The following is a 22,161-nucleotide window of genomic DNA, read 5'->3' on the forward strand; positions in this document are numbered from 1 at the left end:
GCGGGCCTGACGCACGGAGAGCGATGGGAAGGGGAATAGGGACGCGGTGGACGGCGTTGCCGAAGGCATGGTGACGGTGGATGTGGACGCGCTGTCCGCTGTGCTCGGCACGGTGGACCTGCGCGTGGGGATCGCCCGCCGGGTGCGGCTGGGCCGCGGAGGACTGCTGCCGCTGACTCCCGGCCGCATCACTCTCGTCTACATCGCGGACGGCGCTGTTCACGGCCATCCGCCACTCGGGACCGGCTGCCGTCTCGACGTGGACCGCGCGTCGCAGCAGCTCACGGTCGAGGAACCGGGACGCCGCGACCACCTGCTCACCGGCGATGCCTTCCTTCTGCTCCGCGGCGACACCTTCGCGTTGGAGGCCGACGCCGACACCGCCCTTCTCGTCGTCGATATCGAGCTCGCCGACACCGCGTCTCCCCTCCCCGCGCTCCTGCCGCCCTTCCTCACGGTGACCCGGTTCGACGCGCTGGAGCCGGCCGCCGCTGCCCTTGCCGAGAACATGGGCGTGGTCGACGCTGCCGCCTGCCCGGTGCGCCAGGGCGACCCCCTGATCTGCCGGATGATGGCGACCACCGTGCTGCTCTCTGTGATCCGCGCCTGGGCGGCCAACGGCTGTGCGCCCGCCGGATGGCCGTCGCTGTCGAACGATCCCTTCCTGGACCGCGTGGTCGAGGCCATCCACGAGCAGCCCGGACGAGACTGGACCGTCGAGCGCCTGGCCGCCGTCGGAGCCATGTCGCGCTCGGCTTTCGCGGAGCGGTTCCGCCGGTCGGTCGGGCGCTCCCCCGCGGACTACGTCACCGAGGTGCGCATCGACGCCGCGAAGCGGATGCTCCAGGCCGGTCAGTCGGTGTCGAGCGTCTCGCGGGAGCTCGGCTACGCCTCGGACGAGGGCTTCAGCCGCGCGTTCCGACGCCGTACGGGCATGACCCCCTCCTCCTGGCGCGCCACCCGGTCCCTCGTCCCCGCCTGACGCACGGCCCTCGGTCCCGCGTTCGGCGGTTCACAACTCAGGAGCTCTGCCGCGGATCCGGCTCTCCCGCGACGCCAACGCGCGTGTCAGTGGAGAACTCCTGAGTTGTGAACCGGCAGCCGAGACGAGGCGGGCGGGTCAGTGGCGCGAACTGCGGCGGTTCGAGAGTCCGAAGAGGACGGCACCGGCGAGGAGCGAGACCGCGCCGATCGCGTAGACGAGCTCGACGCTCAGAGTGTCGACGAGGAGTCCGCCGACGCCGGCCGCGAGCGTGATCGCGCCCTGGAACCCGACGACCACCAGGCTCCCCCCGGCCTCCAGTCGGTCCGGCATGCGGTGGCCCACCCACGTGTTCACGACGATCAGCCACGACGAGAAGAAGAAGCCCCAGAGGAGTACGACGGCGCCGATCCCGAAGATCGATCCCGAGAAGAGCACCATCGACACCACCGCCGCCGCGATCACCAGCGGCGCGAACACCGCGAAGAAGGCGAAGGAGCGGTCGATCACGAGGCCGATGGAGAGATTGCCGAGGAGGCCGCCGACGCCGAACAGCGCGAGCAGCACGACGATCGTCGAGGCGTCCACGTCCGGGATGCGCTCCAGCGCGAGGCGGACGTAGGTGTAGGCGAGGAAGTGCCCGAGCACGACGAGAACGTGCCCGACCATCCCGAGACCGATGCCCGGACGCCGCACCGTGTCGACGAGCAGGCGCAGACTCGACGCGCGCTCGGCCGGCACGGTCGGCAGCGCCCAGCGCAGGGCCACCGCGAGGACCACCATGAGCACTCCCGCGATCGCGAACACGGCGCGCCAGTCGACGACCTCACTCAGCATGACCCCGAGCGGGACGCCGGCGACCGTGGCGAGCGAAACCCCGGCAGAGGTGAACATCACCCCGCGACCGAGGTGCTCCGGTCCCGCGAGCCGCGCGGCGACCGTGATCGACATCGTCCAGTAGGCGCTGATCGCCGCTCCGAGCAGGAACCGCGCCAGCAGCACGAGGATGAGGTTCGGGGCGATCGCGACGACGAGGTTCGACACGGCCGCGGCGAGCGCCATCCACACCAGCAGGGAACGGCGGTCCAGGCGGGGGAACACGAGGCCCACGGTCGGGGCGACGAACAGTCCGACGAGAGCCGTGACGGTCACGGTCTGCCCGGCTTGACCGGGCGTCACGCCGAGCCCGTCCGCCATCTCGGTGAGCACCCCGTTCGGGAGGAACTCGGCGGTCACCAGCAGGAAACCCATCACCATGAGGGCGATGAGTCCGCCGTAACGGATGCGGTCGATGCGCGTGACCGGCAGGGTCGGGACGGGGGCGGTCGTGGTCATGCTTCCAGACTCGCAACGCGAGCGGGCCCGCGCCCGACCGGTCGTCCGCGGCATCCGACCGATCGTCCGGCCCTGGACAACCTCCGTTCAGCCCCCTAGGCTCGACGACGCACCGGGATGCGCCCGGGAAGCCCGAGCGAAGGAGGCGATGACATGAACACCGTCCTCGTCGAGCCCTTCGCCGACCACCTTCCCTTCGAGGCCACCCGCTCCTGATCGCCGCGTGGCCTCCCTTCCCGGAGCCACACCGTGACCGATCACTCCGCTTCCCCGGAAGCCGCGTCCGTCGACGCCACCTCCTTCGATTCTCTCGAGACCGCCCTCTCCTTCGCCGACGTCGAGCCCGGCGCCGACCAGCGCTGGACGACCTGGCCGTCGTCCACCCCCACCGAGCGGGGGCCGGAACCTCGCCCCGCCTGGGTCGTGACCTCCGCCGGCGCCCTGGACACCGAGCTCGGCATCCTCAAGACCGGCAAGGAAGCCGACGTGTTCCTGCTGGAGCGCGCCGTGCCCGATGACCCCGCGCAACGCACCCTCCTCGCCGCCAAGCGCTACCGCGGCGTCGAGAACCGGAGCTTCCAGCGCTCCGCCGTCTACACCGAGGGGCGCAGCACGCGGAACACCCGCGACACGCGCGCCCTCGCCAAGAAGACCGCCCACGGACGGGAGGTCGCCGCGGCGCAGTGGTCCCTCGCGGAGTTCGAGGCCCTGTGCCGGATGTGGGAGCGCGGCGCACCTGTGCCGTATCCCGTACAGGTCAGCGGCACCGAGGTGCTCATGGAGTTCCTCGGCGACGACCGGGGCATCGCGGCACCCCGACTCGCCCAGGTGCGCGGGTCGAGCGTCGAGATGCAGGAGTACTTCGCGCAGGTGGTCGAGCTCATGCGGGTCTTCGCCGCAGCCGGCTTCGCACACGGCGACCTCTCCGCCTACAACCTCCTCGTGCATGAGGGGCGGGTGCGGGTGATCGACCTGCCACAGATCGTCGACGTGATCGCGAACCCGCAGGGCCTCGACCTCCTGCATCGCGACTGCGTCAACGTGTGCGACTGGTTCGCGCGGCGGCGCGTGGAGCGCGACGCCGAGGCCCTGTTCGCCGACCTCCTCGGGACCCTGTTCTGATCCCGGTGTCAGGACCCGAGCCGGGCGGCCAGGAGGGTCACGAGCTCGTACACGACATGGCTCGCGGCGATCCCGGTCATCTGGGCGTGGTCGTACGCGGGCGACACCTCCACGACGTCGGCTCCGACGATGTCCCGGTCGCGCAGGGCGCGGAGGATGCGCAGCAGCTCACGGCTCGTGAGTCCTCCCGCTTCGGGGGTTCCCGTCCCGGGCGCGTGCGCGGGGTCGAGCACGTCGATATCGATCGACACGTACAGCGGCTTGTCGCCGATGCGGGTGAGGATGCGGTCGATCGCCGCCTCCACCCCGTGCTCCTCGATGTACTCGCTGGAGACGATCGAGAAGCCGAGGCGCTCGTCGTCCTCGAGGTCCTGCTTCGAGTACAGAGGTCCACGGGTGCCGACGTGGCAGCTCGCCGTGAGGTCGATCAGCCCCTCCTCGCTCGCGCGCCGGAAGGGGGTGCCGTGCGTGATCGGGGCCCCGAAGTAGGTGTCCCACGTGTCGAGGTGGGCGTCGAAATGGAGAACGGCGACGGGACCGTGCTTCGCGGCGACGGCCCGCAGCAGAGGGAGGGCCACGGTGTGGTCGCCGCCGATCGTGACGAGGCGCTGCACCCGCTCGCCGAGCGCGAGCGCCGCGCGCTCGACCTCGGTCACGGCCTCGGTGAGGTCGAACGGGTTCACGGGGATGTCGCCGGCGTCCACCACCTGGGCGAGCTGGAACGGCGACACGTCCTGCGCGGGGTTGTAGGGGCGCAGGAGACGCGAGGACTCCCGGACGTGCGACGGACCGAAACGGGTGCCGGGGCGGTAGCTCACACCCGAGTCGAACGGGATGCCCACCACAGCGATGTCGGCGCGCGGCACGTCTTCGATGCGGGGCAGGCGGGCGAAGGTGGCGATGCCGGAGTACCGCGGGTTCACGGAGGCGTCGACGGGGCCGATGTTGTCGGTCATTTCTCGTTCCTGTTCGTCGGGAGGTGAGGTCTCAGAGGGCGTGCTGCGGGATGTGCACGAGCTGCACGCCCCCGTCCGCGATGGCCGCACGGATGCTCGGGGCGATGTCGGCGCGCGACGACGCCCGTCGCCCCGTCGCCCCGAACGCGGTCGCGAGGGCGGCCCAGTCCGGTTGTACGAGGTCGACGCCGATCGGCGCCATCCCGCGGTCGAGTTCGTTCTGGCGGATCTCTGCGTACCCGCCGTTGTCGACGCACACCACGGTGACGTCGAGGTGCTGCTCGACCGCGGTGACGAGCTCGTTCACGCAGAACATCAGGGCACCGTCGCCGATGACGGTGACGACCGGGCGCTCGGTCTGCGCGACGGCCGCACCGATCGCGGCGGGGAGGCCATAGCCGAGCGTGGCGTAGGTCGGCGTGTAGAGGAGGGAGTGCGGTCGCGCCTGACGCAGCACGCTGCCGAGCGCCATGTAGACGATCTGCGAGGAGTCGCCGGCGACGATCGCGTCCCCGGGGAGGGCGTCGGCGATGATCTCGGCGAGGGCGACGACGTCCGGAGCCGTCTCCCGGGACTCGGCCTCGATCGCGGCCCGCTCGGCCGTCACGTCGCGGGGCGGGCGCGGATCGTCGGGAAGCAGCGGCAGCAGGGCGTCGGTCACGGCGGCCGCATCGCCTGTGAGACCGACGGTTGCGGCGAGGTTCTTGTCCCGCTGCGCCGGAGAGATGTCGACGCGGATCACGGCGCCGCGTGCCTCGAGCCGTGGGGCCCAGAGCTCCGCCTCGCCCAGCTTCGAGCCGACCACGAGCAGCACGTCGGCGTCTTCGGCCACGGCCCGTGCGGCGGCGAGGCGCAGGTTCGAGCCGAGCGACAGCGGGTGCCGGTCGTCGAGCACCGCCTTGCCGTTGAGAGTCGTGAGCACGGGTGCTCCGAGGCGTTCGGCGACCGCGGCGAGCTGGTGCGCGGCGTCCACCGCACCCCCGCCGGCCACGATCACCGGGCGGCGGGCGGCGGACAGCAGCCGGGCGGCCTCGGCGAGCGCGATCGGATCTCCGGAGACGCGGTCGGGCATCGGGCGCGGCTTCCGGTCCTCGGCGGGCACGGCGGCTGGCGCCTCCAGCACGTCGAGCGGGATCTCGATGTGCACGGGACGGGGACGGCCCGTGCGGAAGAGGTGGAAGGCGTCGTGCACGGCCTGCACCGCCTCCGCTGCGGTCGTCACCCGCCGCGACCACTCGGCGATCGCGCCCACCATGGCCGTCGCGTCCTTGGTCTCGTGGAGCGTGCCGACGTCGGCGAACTCCGCCCCGAGGGGGACGCCCGGCGAGAGCACGAGCAGCGGCCGTGACTCGCAGAACGCGGTGCCGATGGCACTCATCGCGTTCTGCAGCCCGGGCCCGGAGGTCGTGATCACCACGCCGGGGAGTCCGGTCTGCTGCGCCCAGCCGTCGGCGCCGTAGCCCGATCCCTGCTCGTGGCGGTTCGTCACCGCGCGGATGCCGAGGTCCGCCAGCGGACGGTACAGCTCCAGGTTGTGCGTGCCGGGGATCCCGAAGACGGCGGTCACCCCGTAGGCGCGGATGGTCTCCAGGACCGCGCGGCCCGCGGTGTCGGCGTACCGTTCGTCCCCGGTGGTGTCGGTGCTCATCGTGTCATCCTCACATCGCGTGCCGGCGGACGCCGTCGACCCAGGTCTCGCGCACCTCGATCGCCGCGATCTCCTCGGCCGGCACCGCCAGCGGGTCGTCCGAGAGCACCGCGAAGTCGGCGTACTTCCCCGGCTCGAGGGAGCCGAGGTCGTCTTCGCGGCCGATCGAGACCGCGCCCTCGATGGTGTGGGCGCGGAGCGCCGCGACGGCGGAGATGCGGAGGTCGTCCGGTCCGAGCTTGTGTCCGCGACGGGTGACGCGGGTGACGGCGGTCTGGATCGCCTCCAACGGGATGGGCTCGGCGACGGGGGCATCCGACGAGATCGTCATCGGCACGCCCGCGCGCTCGAACTCGCCGAGGGGGTTGAAACGCTCGCCCGGGGTCCCGATGGCCTCCTCCACACCCTCACCCCAGTTGAAGTAGTGCTGGGTCTGGTTGACGGGGCGGATGCCTGCGGCCGCCATCCGGGTAATCTGACCGGGCGTGGGCAGCCCGCAGTGCTCGATGCGGTGCCGCGCGTCGGCGTCCGGACGCTCGGCGAGCGCAGCTTCGATCGCCGACACGACCATCTCGATCGCGGTGGGCGACTGCGCATGCGTCGCCGTCTGGAGTCCGGCGGCGTGCGCCTTGCGGATGAGCTCGGCGTAATCGGCGGGCTCGTGGTACAGCTGGCCCGTGCGGCACGGGTCGCCGACGTAGCCGTCCGGGAAGTACGCGGTCCAGCCGCCGAGGGTGCCGTCGGCGTAGAACTTGATGCCGGCGAAGCTGAGGTGCGCGTTGCCGAACTGCCCGACCAGTCCCATCTCCAGCGCCTCGTCGAGGAGGTGCGACAGCAGGTACATCGAGACGCGCAGCTCGAGCCGGCCGGCCTCGGCCATCCGGAGGTACATGTCGAACTCGCGCCGTGTGACCTGGCAGTCGCCGATCGAGGTGACGCCGCCGGCGAGGAACCGCTGCGTCGCCGCGTCGAGCTGGCGCAGGTGCTCCTCCGGCTCGTCCGCGAGGTGGAAGTTCGGACCGTGATGGCCGATCTTCACCCCATGTACCCCGGTGAGGATGTTGCATGCCGCGTCGGAAAGCTCCCCGGTGAGCTCCCCGTCGGCATCGCGGAAGAACTCGCCGCCGTCCGGGTTCGGGGTGTCCCGGTCGACGCCGTTCAGGTCGAGCGTGTACGAGTTCACCACCCCGCCGTGGCCGGAGGCGTTCATGAGGTACACCTCCCGGTCGGCGGCCACCTCGTCGAGCTCGAACCGGGTGGGGTGGCGTTTCTCGGCGAGGTTGCGCTGCTCATAGCCATAGCCGCGCACCGGGCGTCCGGCGGGGAGCTCAGCGGCCGCGGCCTTCAGCAGGGCCACGATCTCCGGGATGCTCCCCGCCTTCTCCGGCCCGCAGTCCACCCACGTCATCATCTGCCCGAACATCAGCGGATGCGCGTGTGCGTCGACGAATCCGGGGACGACGATCGCCTCACCCAGGTCGACTCGTTCCGGGGCGAGTCCCGCCCGCGACGCCACGTCCTCGCACTCCGCCGCCGTGCCGAGGGCGACGATACGCCCCCGGTCGGTCAGCATCGCGGTCGCCGTGGTGTCGGAGGGGTCCGCCGTGTGGATCGCTCGCGCGGTGATGAGGGCGGGAGCGGCCTGGGCGGAGCGGTCGAAGGGGGTGAGCTTTCTCATGGTGCCTGTTCGCGGTGGTTTCGTGCGGGTGAGGGTGGCGCCGGTCAGGGCAGGCGGTTGGCCGTGGTGTCGGTCCGGGCGGTGAACGACGCGGTGACCGGGGCCTCGTCGGAATGCTGCGGCGCGAGACGCGTGCAGATCCCGGCGATGACGGCCATGCCGACGAACATCGCGATGACCGACCAGACGCTGCCGGTCCACGCGATGAGCTGCGTCGCGAACCAGGGCGAGAATCCGGCCCAGATGGCGGCGCCGACGCCGTAGGACAGCGCGATCGACGTGTACCGCGCCTGCGGACGGAACATCTGCGCGAGGATCGCGGCGATCGGGGCATAGGTCGCGCTCATCGCGATCCGCACGAGCGAGGCGAACAGGAAGATCAGCGGCTCGACCCGGCCCGGCATCAGCAGCAGGAAGGGGGCGAAGGTCAGCACCGAGGTGATGAGACCGATGTACATCACGTTCTTCCGCCCCCACTTGTCGCCCAGCCAGGCGACAGGCAGGGTCACGACGAACTCCACGAACGAGGCCAGCGTCATCGCGTCGAGGATGACCTGCTCGCTGATCGCGATGGGCTCACCCGTCGCGTACGCCGTGGCGAAGGTGGTGGCGAGGTAGTAGCCGCCGGTCGAGATCGGCAGGATGCCGATGCCGAGGAGGATCGGCTTCCAGTTGACGCGGAGGGCGAAGGCCAGCGGCATGGACTGCTTGCGGCCCTCGATCTTCTCCTCGAAGACCGGCGACTCCTCGACGCGGTACCGGACCCAGAGGCCGACACCGATCAGCACGATCGACAGCAGGAACGGGATGCGCCAGCCGCCGTCGATGATGAACGTGTCACCGCCGCGGGCCATGATCGCGAAGATGCCCGAGGCGAGGAGGGCGCCGGCCGGGTTGCCGAGCTGGGTGAATCCGCCGTAGAACGTCTTCGACTTCTCCGGGGCGTGCTCGACGCTCATCAGGACCGCACCGCCCCACTCACCGCCGACCGCGAGGCCCTGGACGGCACGGAGCAGGATGAGGAGGATCGGTGCGAGGATGCCGATGTTGTCGTACGTGGGCAGGCAGCCGACGAGGACGGTCGCGGCGCCCATCAGCAGCAGCGTGATGACGAGCGAGACCCGACGACCGAGCTTGTCGCCGATGTGGCCGAACACGATGCCGCCGAGGGGGCGGACGAGGAATGCGACCGCGAACGTCGCGAAGGCCGCGGCGGTCTCGGCCAGGGGATCGTCGCTCGGGAAGAACAGCGGACCGAAGACGAGCGCGGCGGCCGTGGCGTAGACGTAGAAGTCGTACCACTCGATGGTGGTGCCGACGAAGGCGGCGAAGCCGGCGCGGCGTGCGCGGCTGTGGACGCCGCTTCGGGGGGTGGGGGTAGTGGTCATGGACCCGCTCCTTCGCGGATGGTGTCGGATAGCGAAGGATGCTACGGACGCGGAGCATCATGAGCAAGGGCAGAACTCCAGCGATACACGTCATTCACTGGGTTTATGTCGGACGGACCGCGCACTCCGGGCCTTCCGCTCGGCCGGACGGGGCTCTACGCTGAGTTTCTGCGGGGACGAGCGTGCACTGCGGGGAAATCGACGGAATCGGACGGGACATGGACTTCGACGCGGAACTCATCCGGGCGCTGCAGGAGGACGGCCGTGCCAGCATCCTCTCCCTTTCGGAGCGCGTCGGTCAGTCCCGGGCCGTCGTCGCGGCTCGCCTTCGCACCCTGCTCAGCGACCGCACCGTGCGAGTGGTCGCGGCCGTCGACCCGGTGTTCCTCGGTCAGCACGTCCTCGCGCACGTATCCATCCGGACCGACGGCGCCGTCGAGGTCGTCGCCGAGCACCTGCGCGACATGTCCGAGACCGTGCTGGTGTCGGCCGTCGGCGGAGCCCACGACATCGTGACGGAGGTGCGGGTGGGGTCGATGTCGGAGTTGCACGACCTTCTCGCACGCATCCGCGGGAGCGCCGGGGTGCTCGACATCAACACGATCATCTACTCGACCGTCATCAAGGGATTCTTCGTCTCGGAGTATCACGGCGGCGTGACGCTGGACGCGATCGACGAGGCGCTCATCGAGCACCTGCAGTCGGACGGGCGGATGAGCTTCCGCGCGCTCGGTGAGGAGGTGCGCCTCTCCCCCAGTGCCGTCGCCACGCGGGTGCAACGGCTGATCGACGCCGGGGTCATCAAGATCAGCGCCGTCGAGGCGAGGGGCCTGGCGCACCGGCAGCTCTCGATGGGCGTGGGCATGACGCTCGGTGACGACGACGAGGCCGTGATCGACGAGCTGCGGCGGGGCCGAGGGGTCGACTTCGCCGCCCGCACCCTCGGGCGCTTCGACGCCGTCGCGACCCTCGTCGAGCCCTCCGCCGGAGCCCTGTACGCGAGCCTCGAGCGGCTGCGCGCGCTCCCCGGCGTGACCCGGATCGAGGCGTGGCTGCATCTCGCGGTGCTCAAGGAGGACTACGCCCGCACCCTCCGCCCCCTCCGCACGGACTGACTCCCCCGTCCCCGTCCCCGTCAAGTCCCGTCCCGCGTCCCGGGATCAATAGCGCGCACCTCCCTCCCCGCCTGCGGCCGGTTTTCGCATTCTCACCGGGAGGGGTCCGCCACCGCGGGAAGCTATCGCACGCGCCTTGCGAGTTCAGAAGCGCACCGCACTCCCGCACCTCCCGCCCGTTTTCGCCCTCTCACCGGAAGAGGTCCGCGGGACGGGACGGATATGACACCTCCGGGGCGAGGATGCAGAACGTTATCGAGCCAGCGCGCGGGGACGGGGCGGAAGGGGACGGGGCGGAAGGGAGCAGGGGCGGAAGGGAGCGGGGACGGCGGGGACGGGGGCGAGGAGGGGCGCGTCAAGGGGGTGGAACGTCGGAAGACCCGGCACAGGATAGAGGCATGTCGGAAGACCAGCACGCCGAGAGCGCAGACGAAGCGGGACCGGAGCGCACGCCCGATGGGCACCACATCGTTGTGAACGGACGACGATGGCGAGCCACCGATCCGTCGATTCCGGACACCCTCCGGCAAGAGCTCGTGGACGAGCTGATGGCTGCGCGGCGCGCGGTCAGAGCCGCAGATCCCGATGCCCGCCGCCGTGTGCACGACGCGAAGACCGCTCTGGGGGAACGCGGGGCGCCGTGGTGGGAGGCGCCGTCCGCGGAGCAGTCCGAGGAGCGCATCGCCGCGACGATCCGGGCGCTGACCCGGAAGCGCTCGGAATCCTCGATCTGCCCCAGCGACGTCGCCCGCGCGGTCGGCGGCGAGGCCTGGCGCGATCGGATGCCCGACGTCCGACGCGTCGCCGCCGAGCTGGCGGTCCAGGACGTCATCGTCGTCACCCAGAAGGGCAAGCCCGTCCGCATCGCCGATGCCCGGGGGCCGGTCCGCATCCGCCGCGGCCCCGCACTCTGAGCGCCCCGGTCGGCCCTGGCCGACGGCGCGCCGTCACCGGGCGTTCACCGTCCACGGCCAGACTTCGAGCATGACCTCACCCGAATCCGCCGCGGGGGTCCCCGAACCCGTGGCGACAGCGAACAGCGGCGCCGTCGCCGTCGTCGGCCTCGACCTGCGCGGAGAAACGCCCGCCCCCAAGAAGCAGGTGTATTCGTGGGCGCTGTGGGATTGGGCGACGCAGCCCTTCAACACCGTCATCCTCACCTTCGTCTTCACCGCCCTGTACCTGGTCAGCGCCTCGTTCCTCCCGCCCGACGTGGCCGCACTCGATCCGAGCGACCCGGTCCGCGTCGCCGCAGAGGCGGACCTCGCTTCCGGCCTCGGCCTGGGATCGACGATCGCGGCCTTCGGTATCCTGCTGCTCGCGCCCGTCCTGGGGCAGCGGGCCGATGCCGCGGGCCGCCAGAAGCTGTGGCTGGGCATCGGCACCGGCGCCCTCATCCTCTGCATGTTCGGGCTGTGGTTCGTCGAACCGCAGCCGGCGCTGTTCTGGCTCGGGGTGACCCTGATCTCCGCCGGCTCGGTGTTCGGCGAGATCGCCGCGGTCAACTCGAACGCCATGCTCATCGGCATCGCGAACCCGAAGAACGTCGGCCGCATCTCCGGTCTCGGCTGGGGTTTCGGCTACCTCGGCGGCATCATCGCCCTCGTCATCGTCGTCCTCCTCGACACGTTCGACTGGTTCGGGATGTCCACCGACAACGGGCTCGCGTACCGGCTCATCGCGGTCGGCTGCGCGGTGTGGGCGATCGTGTTCAGCATCCCGATCTTCCTCAACGTGCCGGAGCCCTCGCTCGGCCGACCGGAGCGGAAGGTCGGCTTCTTCCGGTCGTACGTCCTGCTGGTCCAGGACGTCGTCGGCCTCTATCACGACCCGCAGACCCGACCGACGTTCTGGTACCTGCTCGCCAGCGCCGTGTTCCGCGACGGCCTCGGCGGGGTCTTCGCGTTCGGCGCCATCATCGGCACGGCCGTGTTCCGGTTCGGCACGCAGGACATCATCGTGTTCGGCATCGCCGCGAATCTCGTCGCGGGCGTCTCGACCATCATCGCCGGACGCCTCGACGACCGCGTCGGCCCGAAGCGGATCATCCTCGGCTCGATCGGCTCCATGGTGGTGGCGGGTCTCGCGGTCTTCCTGCTGCGCGATGCCGGGGCGCTCGTGTTCTGGATCGGCGGTCTCGTCCTCTGTGCGTTCGTCGGCCCGGCGCAGGCGGCGGCGCGGTCCTTCCTCGCGCGCGTCACTCCGGCCGGCCGCGAGGGCGAGATCTTCGGCCTCTACGCGACGACGGGCCGAGCGGCGAGCTGGATGGCGTCGGCCGCCTGGACGGTGCTCATCGTCGCGACGAGTCAGACCGCCTTCGGGATCCTCGGCATCGTCATCGTCCTCATCATCGGCTTCCTCCTCCTGCTGCCCGTGAAGGCGCCCCGCTGACGGCCCGACCGCGCCGGCGACGGCAGGCGGGAGTAGCCTGACCCGGTGACCGTCGTCCTCGCCTTCCTCGCCAACATCCTCGTCGCGATCGCGAAGACGGTCGCCGCGGTCATCACGTCCTCCGCGTCGATGGTCGCGGAGGCGGCCCACTCGTGGGCCGACGCGGGTAACGAGGTCTTCCTGCTCATCGCCGACCGCCGGGGCGCCAAGACCAAGGACGCCCGGCACCCGCTCGGCTACGGGCGGAACGCGTTCGTGTGGTCGCTCATCGCCGCGTTCGGCATCTTCACCGCCGGATCGATCGTGTCGATCATGCACGGCATCCAGGAGCTGTCCGACACCGGTCCGGTGGAGAGCCCGGTCGTCGCCTACGCCGTGCTCGGCATCGCCTTCGTCCTGGAGGGGGCGTCGTTCACACAGGCGATGGTCCGCTCCCGCCGCCTCGCCAGGGAACGCGGCTCCTCCACCTGGGACTTCGTGCTGGAGACGAGCGACACCACACTGCGCGCCGTCTTCTTCGAGGACTCCGCCGCCCTGATCGGCCTCGTGCTCGCCGGCGGGTCGATCCTCCTGCATCAACTCACGGGCGTCGCTGCCTGGGACGCGGTCGGGTCGATCCTCGTCGGGATCCTGCTGGGTGTGGTCGCCGTGATCCTCATCGGACGGAACATCGCCTTCCTCGTGGGCACCTCGGTCTCGCCCGCGCTGCGGTCGAGGGTCGGGACTGCCCTGCTCGGCATGGAAGAGATCGAGCGCGTCACCTCCCTGCACATCGAGTACGTCGGGCCGAACCGGCTGTTCCTCGTCGCCGAGGTGGACCTCTCGGGCGACGCGCGCGAGCACGACGTCGCCCGTCGGCTGCGCGAGGTGGAACGCCGTATCGAGGCGCACGAGGCGGTGGAGACGGTCGTGCTGTCGCTCTCGGTGGACGACGAGCCCTCGCTCGACTTCTCCCGGGTGTGACCGTCAGGGGCGCCAGTTGTCGGCGAGCTTGGTGAGCAGCCGTGCGAGCTCCGTCCGGTCCGCCTCGGTGAACGACTCCAGCGCGCGGCCGAGCAGCTCCCGGCGCTCCCCACGCATGCCGCGGGCGAGCCGACGCCCCTCGTCCGTGAGGGCGATGCGGGTGCGGCGGGCGTCGTCCGGGTCGGCCTCCCGCCGCACGAATCCCGCCTGCACTCCCTGCTGCACGAGCCGGGAGGCGCGCGGCTGATCGACCCCGATCGCCTGTCCGAGCGCGCTGACGCTGAGGGGCTCCGGGGCGGTCGCGAGGGCCTCGAGCATGCGCAGACGAGCCGGCCCGCCGAGGCGAGAGCCCCCGTCCGCCATCCACGGGGGCATGCCCGGATGGCCTCGATGGTGGGCGGAGTGCGGGTGTGCGTCGTCGTGAGGACCGTGGCCGGTCGCGTCATGCGGGCGACCGTGCCGGCGCCCACCGGGTCCCGGTCGGCGGCCGCGCAGTCGGGACAACGCCTGGGCGATCGCTTCGGCGGCGTCGGGCGACGAGGGGTCGATCGGTTCGGTGGTCACACCGCGATTTTACATGCAGCTTGACATGCTTTCGCGATCCATGTCACACTTCATATACATGCACTATGACATGCACATGTCGGAGGACATTCGTCACTCCGACCTCTCCAACCACGAAGGATCATCATGAACACCACCACAGACCACACCCCGGACCCCGGCCGCCCCCTCGGCTTCTGGCTCACGGCCGTCGACCGACTCCTGGCCGACGCCTTCGCCACCGCTTTCGCCGACGAAGGGGCGACCCGGCGCGACTGGCGACTGCTCAACGTCGTCGACGGCTCGGCCCCCTCCCGTCGCCCCCTGAACGCGCACAAGCTGCGCGGTCTCATCGACCGCGGCTGGGTGCGAGCCGACGGCGACACGTGGACGCTCACCGACGAAGGGCGCGCAGCCAAGGAACGCCTCGGCACCGTCGTCGACGGCATCCGAGCGACGGTGTCCGACGCCGTCTCCGCCGAGGACATGGCCACGACCCTCGCCTCCCTCGAGGGGATCGCGCGCGCCCTCGGCTGGGACGAGGACACTGCCCTCCCCCGGAAGCACCGCCACGGCCGTGACCGCGGACAGGATTTCGATCCCCGCCGGGGATACGGGCACAGCCACAGCCCTGAGTACGGCTTCCGCACCGGGCATGGCTTCGGCTTCGGGCACAGCCACGAGGACGGCCACGGCCCCGAAACCCGCCACGGCTTCGGCCCCGGGCACGGCCACGGCTCCGGAACCCGGCACGGCTTCGGCCCCGGGCACAGCCACGGGACGGGCTCTGCGCACCGGGACGGCTTTACGTCCGGCTCCTGCGGTCGCGATCACAAAGGGCCCCACGCAGGTCGTCCGGGCCACGCCGGTCACCGTGCGCAGCGGATCGCACAGCGGGCCTACGAGCGCGGTTTCGAGACGGGTTTCGACCGCGGCCGCGCCGCCTGACCCGCTCTCCGGAACGCCCCACCCGCCACCCCGGGTGGGGCGTTTCGCGTAACCGCCCTCGACTCCGGATCAGAATCGTCCCTCCGACGCCTTGGAGCGGAACGTTCTTGATCCCGCATTGCCGCGGGGATCGGGGCGGGACGGGGGCGGGATCGAAAACGTGCCGCCGACGCGCGCGGGAGGAACGGAAGTGATCTCGGAGGCGAGTCGGGGGTGCGGGACGGGGGCGCGGGGGACGGGGCGCGGGCGGCGGGGACGGGGATGCGGGACGGGGGCGCGGGGCGGGGGCGCGGGACGGGGGCGCGGGTCAGAGGGTGAGGAGAGTGAGGGCGGAGGCGGGGGCGCCGGCATCTCGGAGGCGGTGGCGCATTGCGGCGGCGGCGAGCGCGTACGGCTTGTCGTCCCGCAGGAGCAGGGACCGGGAGTTCGCCTGCTCGTTCAGGGCCACGAGCTCGAACGCGAGATCCTCGACGTCGTCGTCCGACACCTCGCCCGCCGTCGCCGCGAACCGGCACTGCGCCTCGATGTAGCCGTACCAGTCGACCAGTGCCGCCCGGACGGCATCGCTCACCGGGCCAGGCTTGGAGTCGACGTCCGCCGCGGTGGCCGCGAAGAAGCAGCCACCCGTGAAGACGCGATCCCGCGAGTAGACGAGGGCGTTGTGCAGCAGTGCGGCCAGGCGATGCACCCCGCGGGGGTGACGGCGTGCCGGCTCGATGATCCGTGCGACGAAGATCTCCCTGGCGGCGGCGACCGTGGCGAGCTGCAGGCCCTCCTTGCTCTGGAACAGGGTGGCGATGCTGCTCTTGCTCGATCCGGCGGCTGCGGCGAGACGCCCGATGGTGAGCCCGTCGAGGCCCTCGACGGAAGCGAGGTCGGTCGCGCTCTCCAGCACGTGGCGGCGGGAGGCGTCGCCGCGCGCGCGGCGCCCGTCCGGGATCACGGCGTTCGACATGCCCCTAGTATACGAACGACCGTTCGTCTACTATACGAATGATCGTACGTATAGTTCGGTGAAGGAGTCCTCATGTCGTCCGCGCCCCCGTTGCTCGTCCGCATCCTGCCCGCCGTGGAGCGCGTGTCTCCGCGTGTGGCGGGTGACCTCGCGTACCGGCTGTTCTTCTCCACTCGCCCCCGGATGACCGTGGGCCCCGCCGATGCTGCAACCCACGACGCCGCCGTTCGCGGGAGCATCCGCATACGCGAGGCGGTCGTGACCACCTACGCGTGGGGCACGGGACCTCGCACCGTCCTCCTGCTGCACGGCTGGCGCGGACGGGCGTCGCAGTTCGCCCCACTCGTGCGCGAGCTCGTCGCCGAAGGGTTCCGCGTCCTCGCCTTCGACGCCCCCGCCCACGGGTCCTCCGGCGGGCGCGGCGCCGACATCCGCGACTGGGTGGCCGCCGCAGAGGAGCTGGAGCGAACGGACGGCCCTTTCGCCGCGATCGTCGGCCACTCCTTCGGAGGTCTCGCCGCGCTGACCGTCGCCCGGACCACCGGGACGGTCCCGGCCGTCGCGGTCATCGCCGGAGCAGCGGCACCCGAGGCGTTCCTCGCCCAGTTCGTCCACGACCTCCGCGTCGGCTCCGCGACCGCGAACCGCCTCCGCGCGCGCTTCCACCACCGCCTCGGCCTCACCGCCGCCGCGATCACCGCGGGCTACGACGCCGCCGCGCACCCGCTGCCCGCCTGCACCGCCCTGCTCGTCGTGCACGATCGGGGCGACCGCCGCATGCCGGACGACGACGCCCTCCGGCTGCACGCGGCCCACCGCGGTCGCTCCCGCCTCCTCCGCACCGAAGGAGCGGGACACACGAGGATCCTGGCCGCCGACTCGACGCTCGATGCCGTGGTCGCGCTGGTCACCGGAGGCCTCGACGCCGTCGACGCCCTCGGCACCACGACGGAGCGGTCCACCGGAGAGCCGGCACCGCGACGGGCTACACCCGCACCGGAAGGAGCCCCACCGCCGGCTCCCCTCCCGCGAACGGCAGCCCGACCGTCGTGATCAGCACGACGAGCGTCACCACGGCCGCCGCGAGCAGCAGGAAGAGGAACGCGAAGATCACGCCGGCGAGCACCCGGTAGCTGCCCGTCTCGGGGACCTCGGGGGAGATCGAGCGCTGCGCCCAGTCGTCGGCGGCCGCCGCGGGCTGCTCCCCCTGGAGGATCGCGGGCGTCGGCCGGGAGCGCTCGGAGCGACGGGTGGGCGGCACCACCTCGGACGCGGCGTCCGTCGGTGCCGCCAGCAGCCCCTCGGGAACGGGAGTCTCCGGGGGCGGGGGCGGGATCACGGCCTCGGCCGGCGGGATCACCGCGTCGGCGGGAACGATGTCCGGGCCGGTCGCGTCCGGCGGCGCACCCCCGTCGGGCACCGCCGCCCCACCGGGCACTGCGGACTCGTCGTGGTTCGTCCCGCCGTCGCTCATGTCAGCCTCCGACGGCCCCGCTGTCGGTCACTCCCACGTCGGTGCGGTGGAAGCTCCGGAAGGAGCGGGACGCCGTCGGACCGCGCTGCCCCTGATAGCGGTTGCCGTAGGGGCCAGAGCCGTACGGGTTCTCCGCCGGAGAGGTCAGCCGGAAGAAGCAGAGCTGACCGATCTTCATCCCGGGCCACAGCTTGATCGGCAGGGTCGCCACGTTCGCGAGCTCCAGCGTCACGTGACCGGAGAAGCCCGGGTCGATGAAGCCGGCGGTCGAGTGCGTGATGAGACCGAGGCGGCCGAGCGACGACTTGCCCTCCAGGCGCGCGGCGATGTCGTCCGGCAGAGTGACCTGCTCGAACGTCGCCCCCAAGGCGAACTCGCCGGGGTGCAGAATGAACGGCTCGTCAGGGTCGACTTCGATCAGACGCGTGAGCTCGGGCTGATCCACCGAGGGGTCGATGAACGGGTACTTGTGGTTGTCGAAAAGGCGGAAGTACCGGTCCAGGCGCACATCGATGCTGGACGGCTGGATCATCTCCGGCGCGTGCGGCTCCAGGCCGACGCGTCCGGAGGCCAGTTCTGCTCTGATGTCGCGATCGCTGAGAAGCACGGCACAAGCCTAGTCATGAGCAGCCCCCGCTTTGGCCATCCGGGCTGCGCCAGGTAGGCTTGCTCCACCTGCTCTCGGGCGGGTACGGGGCTGTAGTTCAATGGTAGAACTTCTGCTTCCCAAGCAGACAGCGCGGGTTCGATTCCCGTCAGCCCCTCCACAGAGTCAGATCGCCGGCCGGTAGCGCTGCGCGGCCGCACCCGAACGGAACTCCCGTCGCTCGGTGAGCTCGAGGCGGACGCGCTCGTGCAGCCCCTCGAGCAGCCGCGGGCCGTGCCCGGCGACGACCGGATGCACCACGAACAGGTACTCGTCGATCAGTCCGAGACCGGCGAGCGCCGCGGGCAGCGTCACACCGCCGACCGACAGCCCTGCACCCGACTGCTCCTTCAACCGTCTCACCGCCTCAGCGAGATCGCCGCGAACGAGTTCCGCGTTCCAGTCCACCGCACGAAGGGTCTGCGACACCACATGCTTCGGCATCCGGTCGATGGTCTCCGCGAAGGGCGTCTCCCACTCCTCCATCCAGTCCGGCCACTCGCCGGACTCCGGGCGACGCCACGCGGTTCGCATCAGGTCGTAGGTCACCCGTCCGTAGAGCAGGGCATCGGCGCGCTCCAGCTCGGCCGTCCAGAAACGCATGGACTCCTCGTCCGGGGGCAGCCCGGCCTCGTGATGGCAGCACCCGTCGAGCGTCACGTTGATCGCGTACCGCAGCGGCCTCATCGGAGCTCCCCCACCGGGATCGAGGTGTCGACAACGTTCCCGGCCGGCGCGAGCGGGCACGCCCACGCGGGGTCGTACGAGCACGAGGGGTTGTACGCGAAGTTGAAGTCGAGCACGATCGTGCCGCGGCGCGGGTCGGCCCCGAGGTCCGCCCCCTTGACCGTGTCGATCAGATAGCGCCCGCCGCCGTACGTCCCCCCGTCCTGTCCAGAGGAGGCGTCGCGCACCGGCACGAACAGACCCCCGCCGTAGGACGCGAGCCGCCAGACGTCGAGCATCCCGACGTCCGGGATCTCGACGACGCCGACGCGCTCGAAAGGCACGACCCCGTCCGTCCCCGTCGCGAACTCGAAGGTGGCGGGATCGGTGTCGAGGATCGGAAGCTCGAACCGCCAAGCGGAATCGTACGGCGCGATCGACAGTCCCTCGAACAGCACCCGGTCATCGGGCAGGAGCGGGGTCGCCGGGTGGCGCAGCAGCAGCTCGTCCCGCTCGATGCGCCAGAGCTCGTGCGCCTCCTCCGGGGAGTCCGCCCGCCGCACCGCCTCGTACAGGGCGAACACCCGCCGCCGCCAGTCGACGACGTCGAGGGCCGTCCGCGCATTCGTCATGCGCCCACGCTACGCCGGACAGCCGACACCCGGAATGCCCGTCAGCTCGTCGTCGCCGGGCGGGCTCGCCGTGCCGCGACCGCGCCCGCGGCGAGCGCGAGAGCTCCCGTGATGATCACCCCGAAGGCGGCACCGAGGGCGACATCGTGCACGTAGTGCACCCCCTGCACGACCCGTCCCACCGCGATCAGCGACGCGAGGGCGAGGGCGGCCCACACCATCCAGGCGCGACCGAGGGCCACCGCGATGACGACGACGGCGCCGAACGCGAGGGTCGCGTGGTTCGACGGCAACGACCAGTCCCCCGCGGGCGGGCACTCTCCCGCGCTCGGCCAGCGCGTGCAGGGGCGCGGTTCGGCGAACAGCAGCTTCGCGCCCTCGCTCGCGGCGTACGCGACGACCACCCCGACCGCGGCGACCACCACCGGCAGACGGCGCTCGGGTCGCCGGAGGAGGACGAACAGCATCGCGCCCGCCGTCGCCGCGGCGAGTGCAACCAACCCCGCCTCGGAGACGAGTTCGACGTGCGGGAGGCCGGCCCCGAGATCGGCCAGCCACCGCGTGCCGACGACGCTCAGACTCCCGGGCACGGGGAGCAGGAGCAGGACAGCGACGAGTCCGAGGGCCACGACGAACGGCAGGAGGGCACGGCGGGACAGCATGGAGGACGGCATGCTCTCGACGCTAGGGCGGGCGGCGGCACCCCGGCGTCGCCCGCGAGACGGACCGGCGTCCGCCTCGGGATGTATCCGGGCCGGCCTCAGGTCCGGTCGATCATCTCCGCGTACCCGTCCTCGTACGTCGGATAGGCGAGGTCGCCGAGGACCGTGCGGAGCAGCGTCCCGTCGTAGACGAAGCCGCTCGGCGCACCGCCGTCGTCGGGCGGCACGGGCACGCCGAGGTGCGCGGCGAGGAAGGCTACGACCTCCCCGAGCGGGGCAGGCGCCCGGTCGACCGCGTGAACGAGGGCCGGGGGCTCCGTCATCCGCAGCAGCAGGTCGAGCGTGCGCACGAGGTCGGTCTCGTGGATGCGGTTCGTGCGGCGGCGGTGGGTCACGGGGCACCCCTCGCGCACCTTCCGGAGCAGGAATTCCCGTCCGGGGCCGTAGATGCCCGCGGGGCGCACGACCACGGCATCGAAGAGTTCCACGGCCGCCTTCTCGCCGTCGCGCAGACCGCGGCCCCGGTCCGTGGTGGGCATCGGCTCGACCCGCTCGGACACGGGCTTCGCACTGCCGTCGCCGTCGAACACCCCGGTGGACGAGACGAACACCGTCCGTGCGGGCCGGGCCGGCAGCGCCGCCGCGAGGTGTGTGAGGGCCGTCCGATACGACGACACCTCCGGCCCGGGCGGCAGCGTCACCACCATCGCATCGACCTCGGGCAGCGGTGCCGGGAGTGGGACGGCCAGGTCCGCCGAGACCCCGGACACCCCCTCCGGAACGGGCCCGTCGCTGCGACGGAGGGCGACGACGGCACCGCCGTCCGCGACGAGCAGCGGAGCGAGGCGAGCGCCGAGCTTGCCGTATCCGACGAGGAGCGTGCGGCGGGGCGGGGGCGAAGTGGTCATCGCCTCCACCCTCGCACATCGTCCCCGGGCGGCGGACGTAGGCTTGATCGGTGACGGAATCGCAGGGGCGGGTGTGGACGGGGGTCCTCCGCGTCGCTCCACACCGCGGCGACCACCGGGTCGCGCTGCGTGCCGCCGTGAGCGTCGCCGTCCCGCTCGTCGTCCTGTGGGCGCTCGGCCGCCTCGATCTCAGCATCTACGCGAGCTTCGGCGCCTTCGCGGCCCTCTACGGCCGCCACGACGCCTTCCGCGACCGGATCCGCATGCAGGCGAGCGCCGGCGTCGTCCTGCTCGTCGCGATGCTGATCGGCACCGCGCTCTCGGTGCTCGCCGCTCCCGCCGTCGCGAGCGTCCTCGTCGTGGCGCTCGTCGCGGCAGTGGTGACGCTCCTCGCGTACGTGCTGCAATGGCACCCGCCCGGCCCGCTCTTCACGGTCTTCGCCACCGGAGCGTGCGCGACGATCCCCGCCACCACCGCCTCCTTCGGCGCGGTCCTCATGGTGGGCGGCGCGAGCGTGCTGTTCGGCCTCGTCCTCACGACCCTCGTCGCGGTGCTCACCCGGAGCGCCGCGGTCACGGCCTCGAAGGTCCGCCCTCGCGTGGGCCCGGTGGCTGTGGAGATGGCCGCCTCGGTCGCCCTCGCGATCGTCGGTGCCGGCATCGTGGGTCTGCTTCTCGGCGGCACGCACTGGTACTGGGCCGCGGTCGGAGCCGTCGCTGCGGTCAGCGGCGCCCAGCTCAACGCGCGGGTGATCCGTGGCATCCAGCGCCTCGTCGGCACGGTCCTCGGCGTGCTGGTCGCCGCCGGGATCCTCGCCCTCGACCTTCCGCCGCTCGCCGTGATCGCCGTCGTGGTCGTCCTGCAGGGCACGGCGGAGCTGTTCATCGGGCGCAACTACGGCATCGCCATGGTGTTCGTGACCCCGCTCGCGCTGCTCATGGTGCACCTCGCCGCCCCGACCCCGGTCGTCGACCTGCTGACCGACCGCGTGCTCGAGACGGTCATCGGCGTCCTCGTCGGGACGGTCATCGCCGTCGCCTCCGCCGCCCTGCGCCGTCGCGGCCGCCCTCGGCCCTAAGCCGGGTGGTCCATCGGGGCGGGCGCTGTCAAGCCCGTCGCCGACCGCGCCTCGCCCCCCTACCGTGCAA

Annotated in this window: 22 protein-coding genes and 1 tRNA gene; 10 read left to right on the forward strand and 13 right to left on the reverse strand. The window is 71.6% G+C overall.

The genetic code is table 11. The features are described 5' to 3' along the window. Nucleotides 1–46: 46 nt before the first annotated feature. On the forward strand, nt 47–982 hold the full coding sequence (locus FY549_RS03465) for a helix-turn-helix transcriptional regulator (RefSeq protein WP_200838827.1): 936 nt from the start codon (nt 47–49) through the stop codon (nt 980–982). A 138-nt stretch (nt 983–1,120) separates the two neighbouring features. Here FY549_RS03465 and FY549_RS03470 read toward each other — a convergent pair whose 3' ends face one another. Next, nucleotides 1,121–2,317 carry an MFS transporter gene (locus FY549_RS03470; RefSeq protein WP_149083850.1) on the reverse strand — a complete coding sequence of 399 codons (1,197 nt, stop codon included), beginning with the start codon at nt 2,315–2,317 and terminating at the stop codon, nt 1,121–1,123. Nucleotides 2,318–2,566: 249 nt separating this feature from the next. Here FY549_RS03470 and FY549_RS03475 point away from each other — a divergent pair, with 249 nt between their 5' ends. Next, entirely contained in the window at nt 2,567–3,439 is an 873-nt protein-coding gene (locus FY549_RS03475) for a serine protein kinase RIO (RefSeq protein WP_149083851.1), read from the forward strand. Nucleotides 3,440–3,447: 8 nt separating this feature from the next. Here the strand turns inward: FY549_RS03475 and speB are convergent, their stop codons facing one another. Genes speB through FY549_RS03495 form a run of 4 tightly spaced genes read right to left on the reverse strand, consistent with a single transcriptional unit; the run spans nt 3,448 to nt 9,109 of the window. Next, complete coding sequence (speB, locus tag FY549_RS03480; protein ID WP_149083852.1) at nt 3,448–4,395, reverse strand: agmatinase; 948 nt, start codon at nt 4,393–4,395, stop codon at nt 3,448–3,450. A gap of 31 nt (nt 4,396–4,426) precedes the next feature. Then, entirely contained in the window at nt 4,427–6,043 is a 1,617-nt protein-coding gene (locus tag FY549_RS03485) for a thiamine pyrophosphate-binding protein (RefSeq protein WP_149083853.1), read from the reverse strand. 10 nt (nt 6,044–6,053) lie between these two features. Beyond that, nucleotides 6,054–7,721 carry an amidohydrolase gene (locus tag FY549_RS03490; protein WP_149083854.1) on the reverse strand — a complete coding sequence of 556 codons (1,668 nt, stop codon included), beginning with the start codon at nt 7,719–7,721 and terminating at the stop codon, nt 6,054–6,056. 44 nt (nt 7,722–7,765) lie between these two features. Then, complete coding sequence (locus FY549_RS03495) at nt 7,766–9,109, reverse strand: MFS transporter (RefSeq protein WP_149083855.1); 1,344 nt, start codon at nt 9,107–9,109, stop codon at nt 7,766–7,768. Nucleotides 9,110–9,327: 218 nt separating this feature from the next. On the opposite strand from FY549_RS03495, the gene FY549_RS03500 reads away from it, so the two are divergent. The 4 genes from FY549_RS03500 (at nt 9,328) to FY549_RS03515 (ending at nt 13,578) form a co-directional block, all read left to right on the forward strand. Beyond that, entirely contained in the window at nt 9,328–10,224 is an 897-nt protein-coding gene (locus tag FY549_RS03500) for an Lrp/AsnC family transcriptional regulator (RefSeq protein WP_149083856.1), read from the forward strand. Nucleotides 10,225–10,622: 398 nt separating this feature from the next. Next, the gene (locus tag FY549_RS03505; RefSeq protein WP_149083857.1) at nt 10,623–11,138 is read left to right on the forward strand and encodes a DUF3253 domain-containing protein; all 516 of its coding nucleotides are present in this window, start codon (nt 10,623–10,625) and stop codon (nt 11,136–11,138) included. Between the two features lie 70 nt (nt 11,139–11,208). After that, nucleotides 11,209–12,615: an MFS transporter gene (locus FY549_RS03510; protein WP_149083858.1), complete on the forward strand. Its 1,407-nt coding sequence runs from the start codon at nt 11,209–11,211 to the stop codon at nt 12,613–12,615. A gap of 45 nt (nt 12,616–12,660) precedes the next feature. After that, nucleotides 12,661–13,578 (forward strand): cation diffusion facilitator family transporter, encoded by a 918-nt coding sequence (locus FY549_RS03515; RefSeq protein ID WP_149083859.1) that lies wholly within the window; start codon nt 12,661–12,663, stop codon nt 13,576–13,578. A gap of 3 nt (nt 13,579–13,581) precedes the next feature. On the opposite strand, the gene FY549_RS16685 is transcribed toward FY549_RS03515, so the two are convergent. Continuing rightward, nucleotides 13,582–14,142, reverse strand: a complete 561-nt coding sequence (locus FY549_RS16685) for a MarR family winged helix-turn-helix transcriptional regulator (protein WP_262381111.1) — start codon at nt 14,140–14,142, stop codon at nt 13,582–13,584. A 126-nt stretch (nt 14,143–14,268) separates the two neighbouring features. Here FY549_RS16685 and FY549_RS03525 point away from each other — a divergent pair, with 126 nt between their 5' ends. After that, nucleotides 14,269–15,069, forward strand: coding sequence for a hypothetical protein (locus tag FY549_RS03525; RefSeq protein WP_149083860.1), 801 nt, complete (start codon nt 14,269–14,271; stop codon nt 15,067–15,069). Between the two features lie 307 nt (nt 15,070–15,376). On the opposite strand, the gene FY549_RS03530 is transcribed toward FY549_RS03525, so the two are convergent. Next, on the reverse strand, nt 15,377–16,024 hold the full coding sequence (locus FY549_RS03530; RefSeq protein ID WP_149083861.1) for a TetR family transcriptional regulator C-terminal domain-containing protein: 648 nt from the start codon (nt 16,022–16,024) through the stop codon (nt 15,377–15,379). 72 nt (nt 16,025–16,096) lie between these two features. On the opposite strand from FY549_RS03530, the gene FY549_RS03535 reads away from it, so the two are divergent. Then, nucleotides 16,097–17,077, forward strand: coding sequence for an alpha/beta hydrolase (locus tag FY549_RS03535; protein WP_149083862.1), 981 nt, complete (start codon nt 16,097–16,099; stop codon nt 17,075–17,077). Here FY549_RS03535 and FY549_RS03540 read toward each other — a convergent pair. Beyond that, on the reverse strand, nt 17,010–17,498 hold the full coding sequence (locus FY549_RS03540) for a hypothetical protein (RefSeq protein WP_149083863.1): 489 nt from the start codon (nt 17,496–17,498) through the stop codon (nt 17,010–17,012). The genes FY549_RS03535 and FY549_RS03540 overlap by 68 nt on opposite strands. A 1-nt stretch (nt 17,499) precedes the next feature. Further along, nucleotides 17,500–18,105, reverse strand: coding sequence for a dCTP deaminase (gene dcd, locus FY549_RS03545; protein WP_149083864.1), 606 nt, complete (start codon nt 18,103–18,105; stop codon nt 17,500–17,502). Nucleotides 18,106–18,191: 86 nt separating this feature from the next. Between dcd and FY549_RS03550 the strand changes: the two genes are divergently transcribed. Continuing rightward, nucleotides 18,192–18,265 (forward strand) — tRNA-Gly (locus tag FY549_RS03550). Nucleotides 18,266–18,270: 5 nt separating this feature from the next. On the opposite strand, the gene FY549_RS03555 is transcribed toward FY549_RS03550, so the two are convergent. The 4 genes from FY549_RS03555 to FY549_RS03570 all read right to left on the reverse strand — a co-directional run bounded on the left by FY549_RS03555 (nt 18,271) and on the right by FY549_RS03570 (nt 21,012). Further along, the gene (locus FY549_RS03555; RefSeq protein WP_149083865.1) at nt 18,271–18,831 is read right to left on the reverse strand and encodes a dihydrofolate reductase family protein; all 561 of its coding nucleotides are present in this window, start codon (nt 18,829–18,831) and stop codon (nt 18,271–18,273) included. Continuing rightward, nucleotides 18,828–19,442: a DUF1684 domain-containing protein gene (locus tag FY549_RS03560; protein ID WP_149083866.1), complete on the reverse strand. Its 615-nt coding sequence runs from the start codon at nt 19,440–19,442 to the stop codon at nt 18,828–18,830. Before FY549_RS03560 ends, FY549_RS03555 begins: the two co-directional genes overlap by 4 nt. A 41-nt stretch (nt 19,443–19,483) precedes the next feature. Further along, entirely contained in the window at nt 19,484–20,116 is a 633-nt protein-coding gene (locus FY549_RS03565; RefSeq protein ID WP_149083867.1) for a phosphatase PAP2 family protein, read from the reverse strand. Between the two features lie 86 nt (nt 20,117–20,202). Beyond that, nucleotides 20,203–21,012, reverse strand: coding sequence for a sugar nucleotide-binding protein (locus FY549_RS03570; protein ID WP_149083868.1), 810 nt, complete (start codon nt 21,010–21,012; stop codon nt 20,203–20,205). 50 nt (nt 21,013–21,062) lie between these two features. Here FY549_RS03570 and FY549_RS03575 point away from each other — a divergent pair, with 50 nt between their 5' ends. Then, nucleotides 21,063–22,091, forward strand: a complete 1,029-nt coding sequence (locus tag FY549_RS03575) for an FUSC family protein (RefSeq protein WP_187614915.1) — start codon at nt 21,063–21,065, stop codon at nt 22,089–22,091. The last annotated feature ends 70 nt before the right edge of the window (nt 22,092–22,161 follow it).

It is taken from the genome of Microbacterium sp. 1S1, assembly GCF_008271365.1.
Taxonomy (GTDB): Bacteria; Actinomycetota; Actinomycetes; order Actinomycetales; family Microbacteriaceae; genus Microbacterium.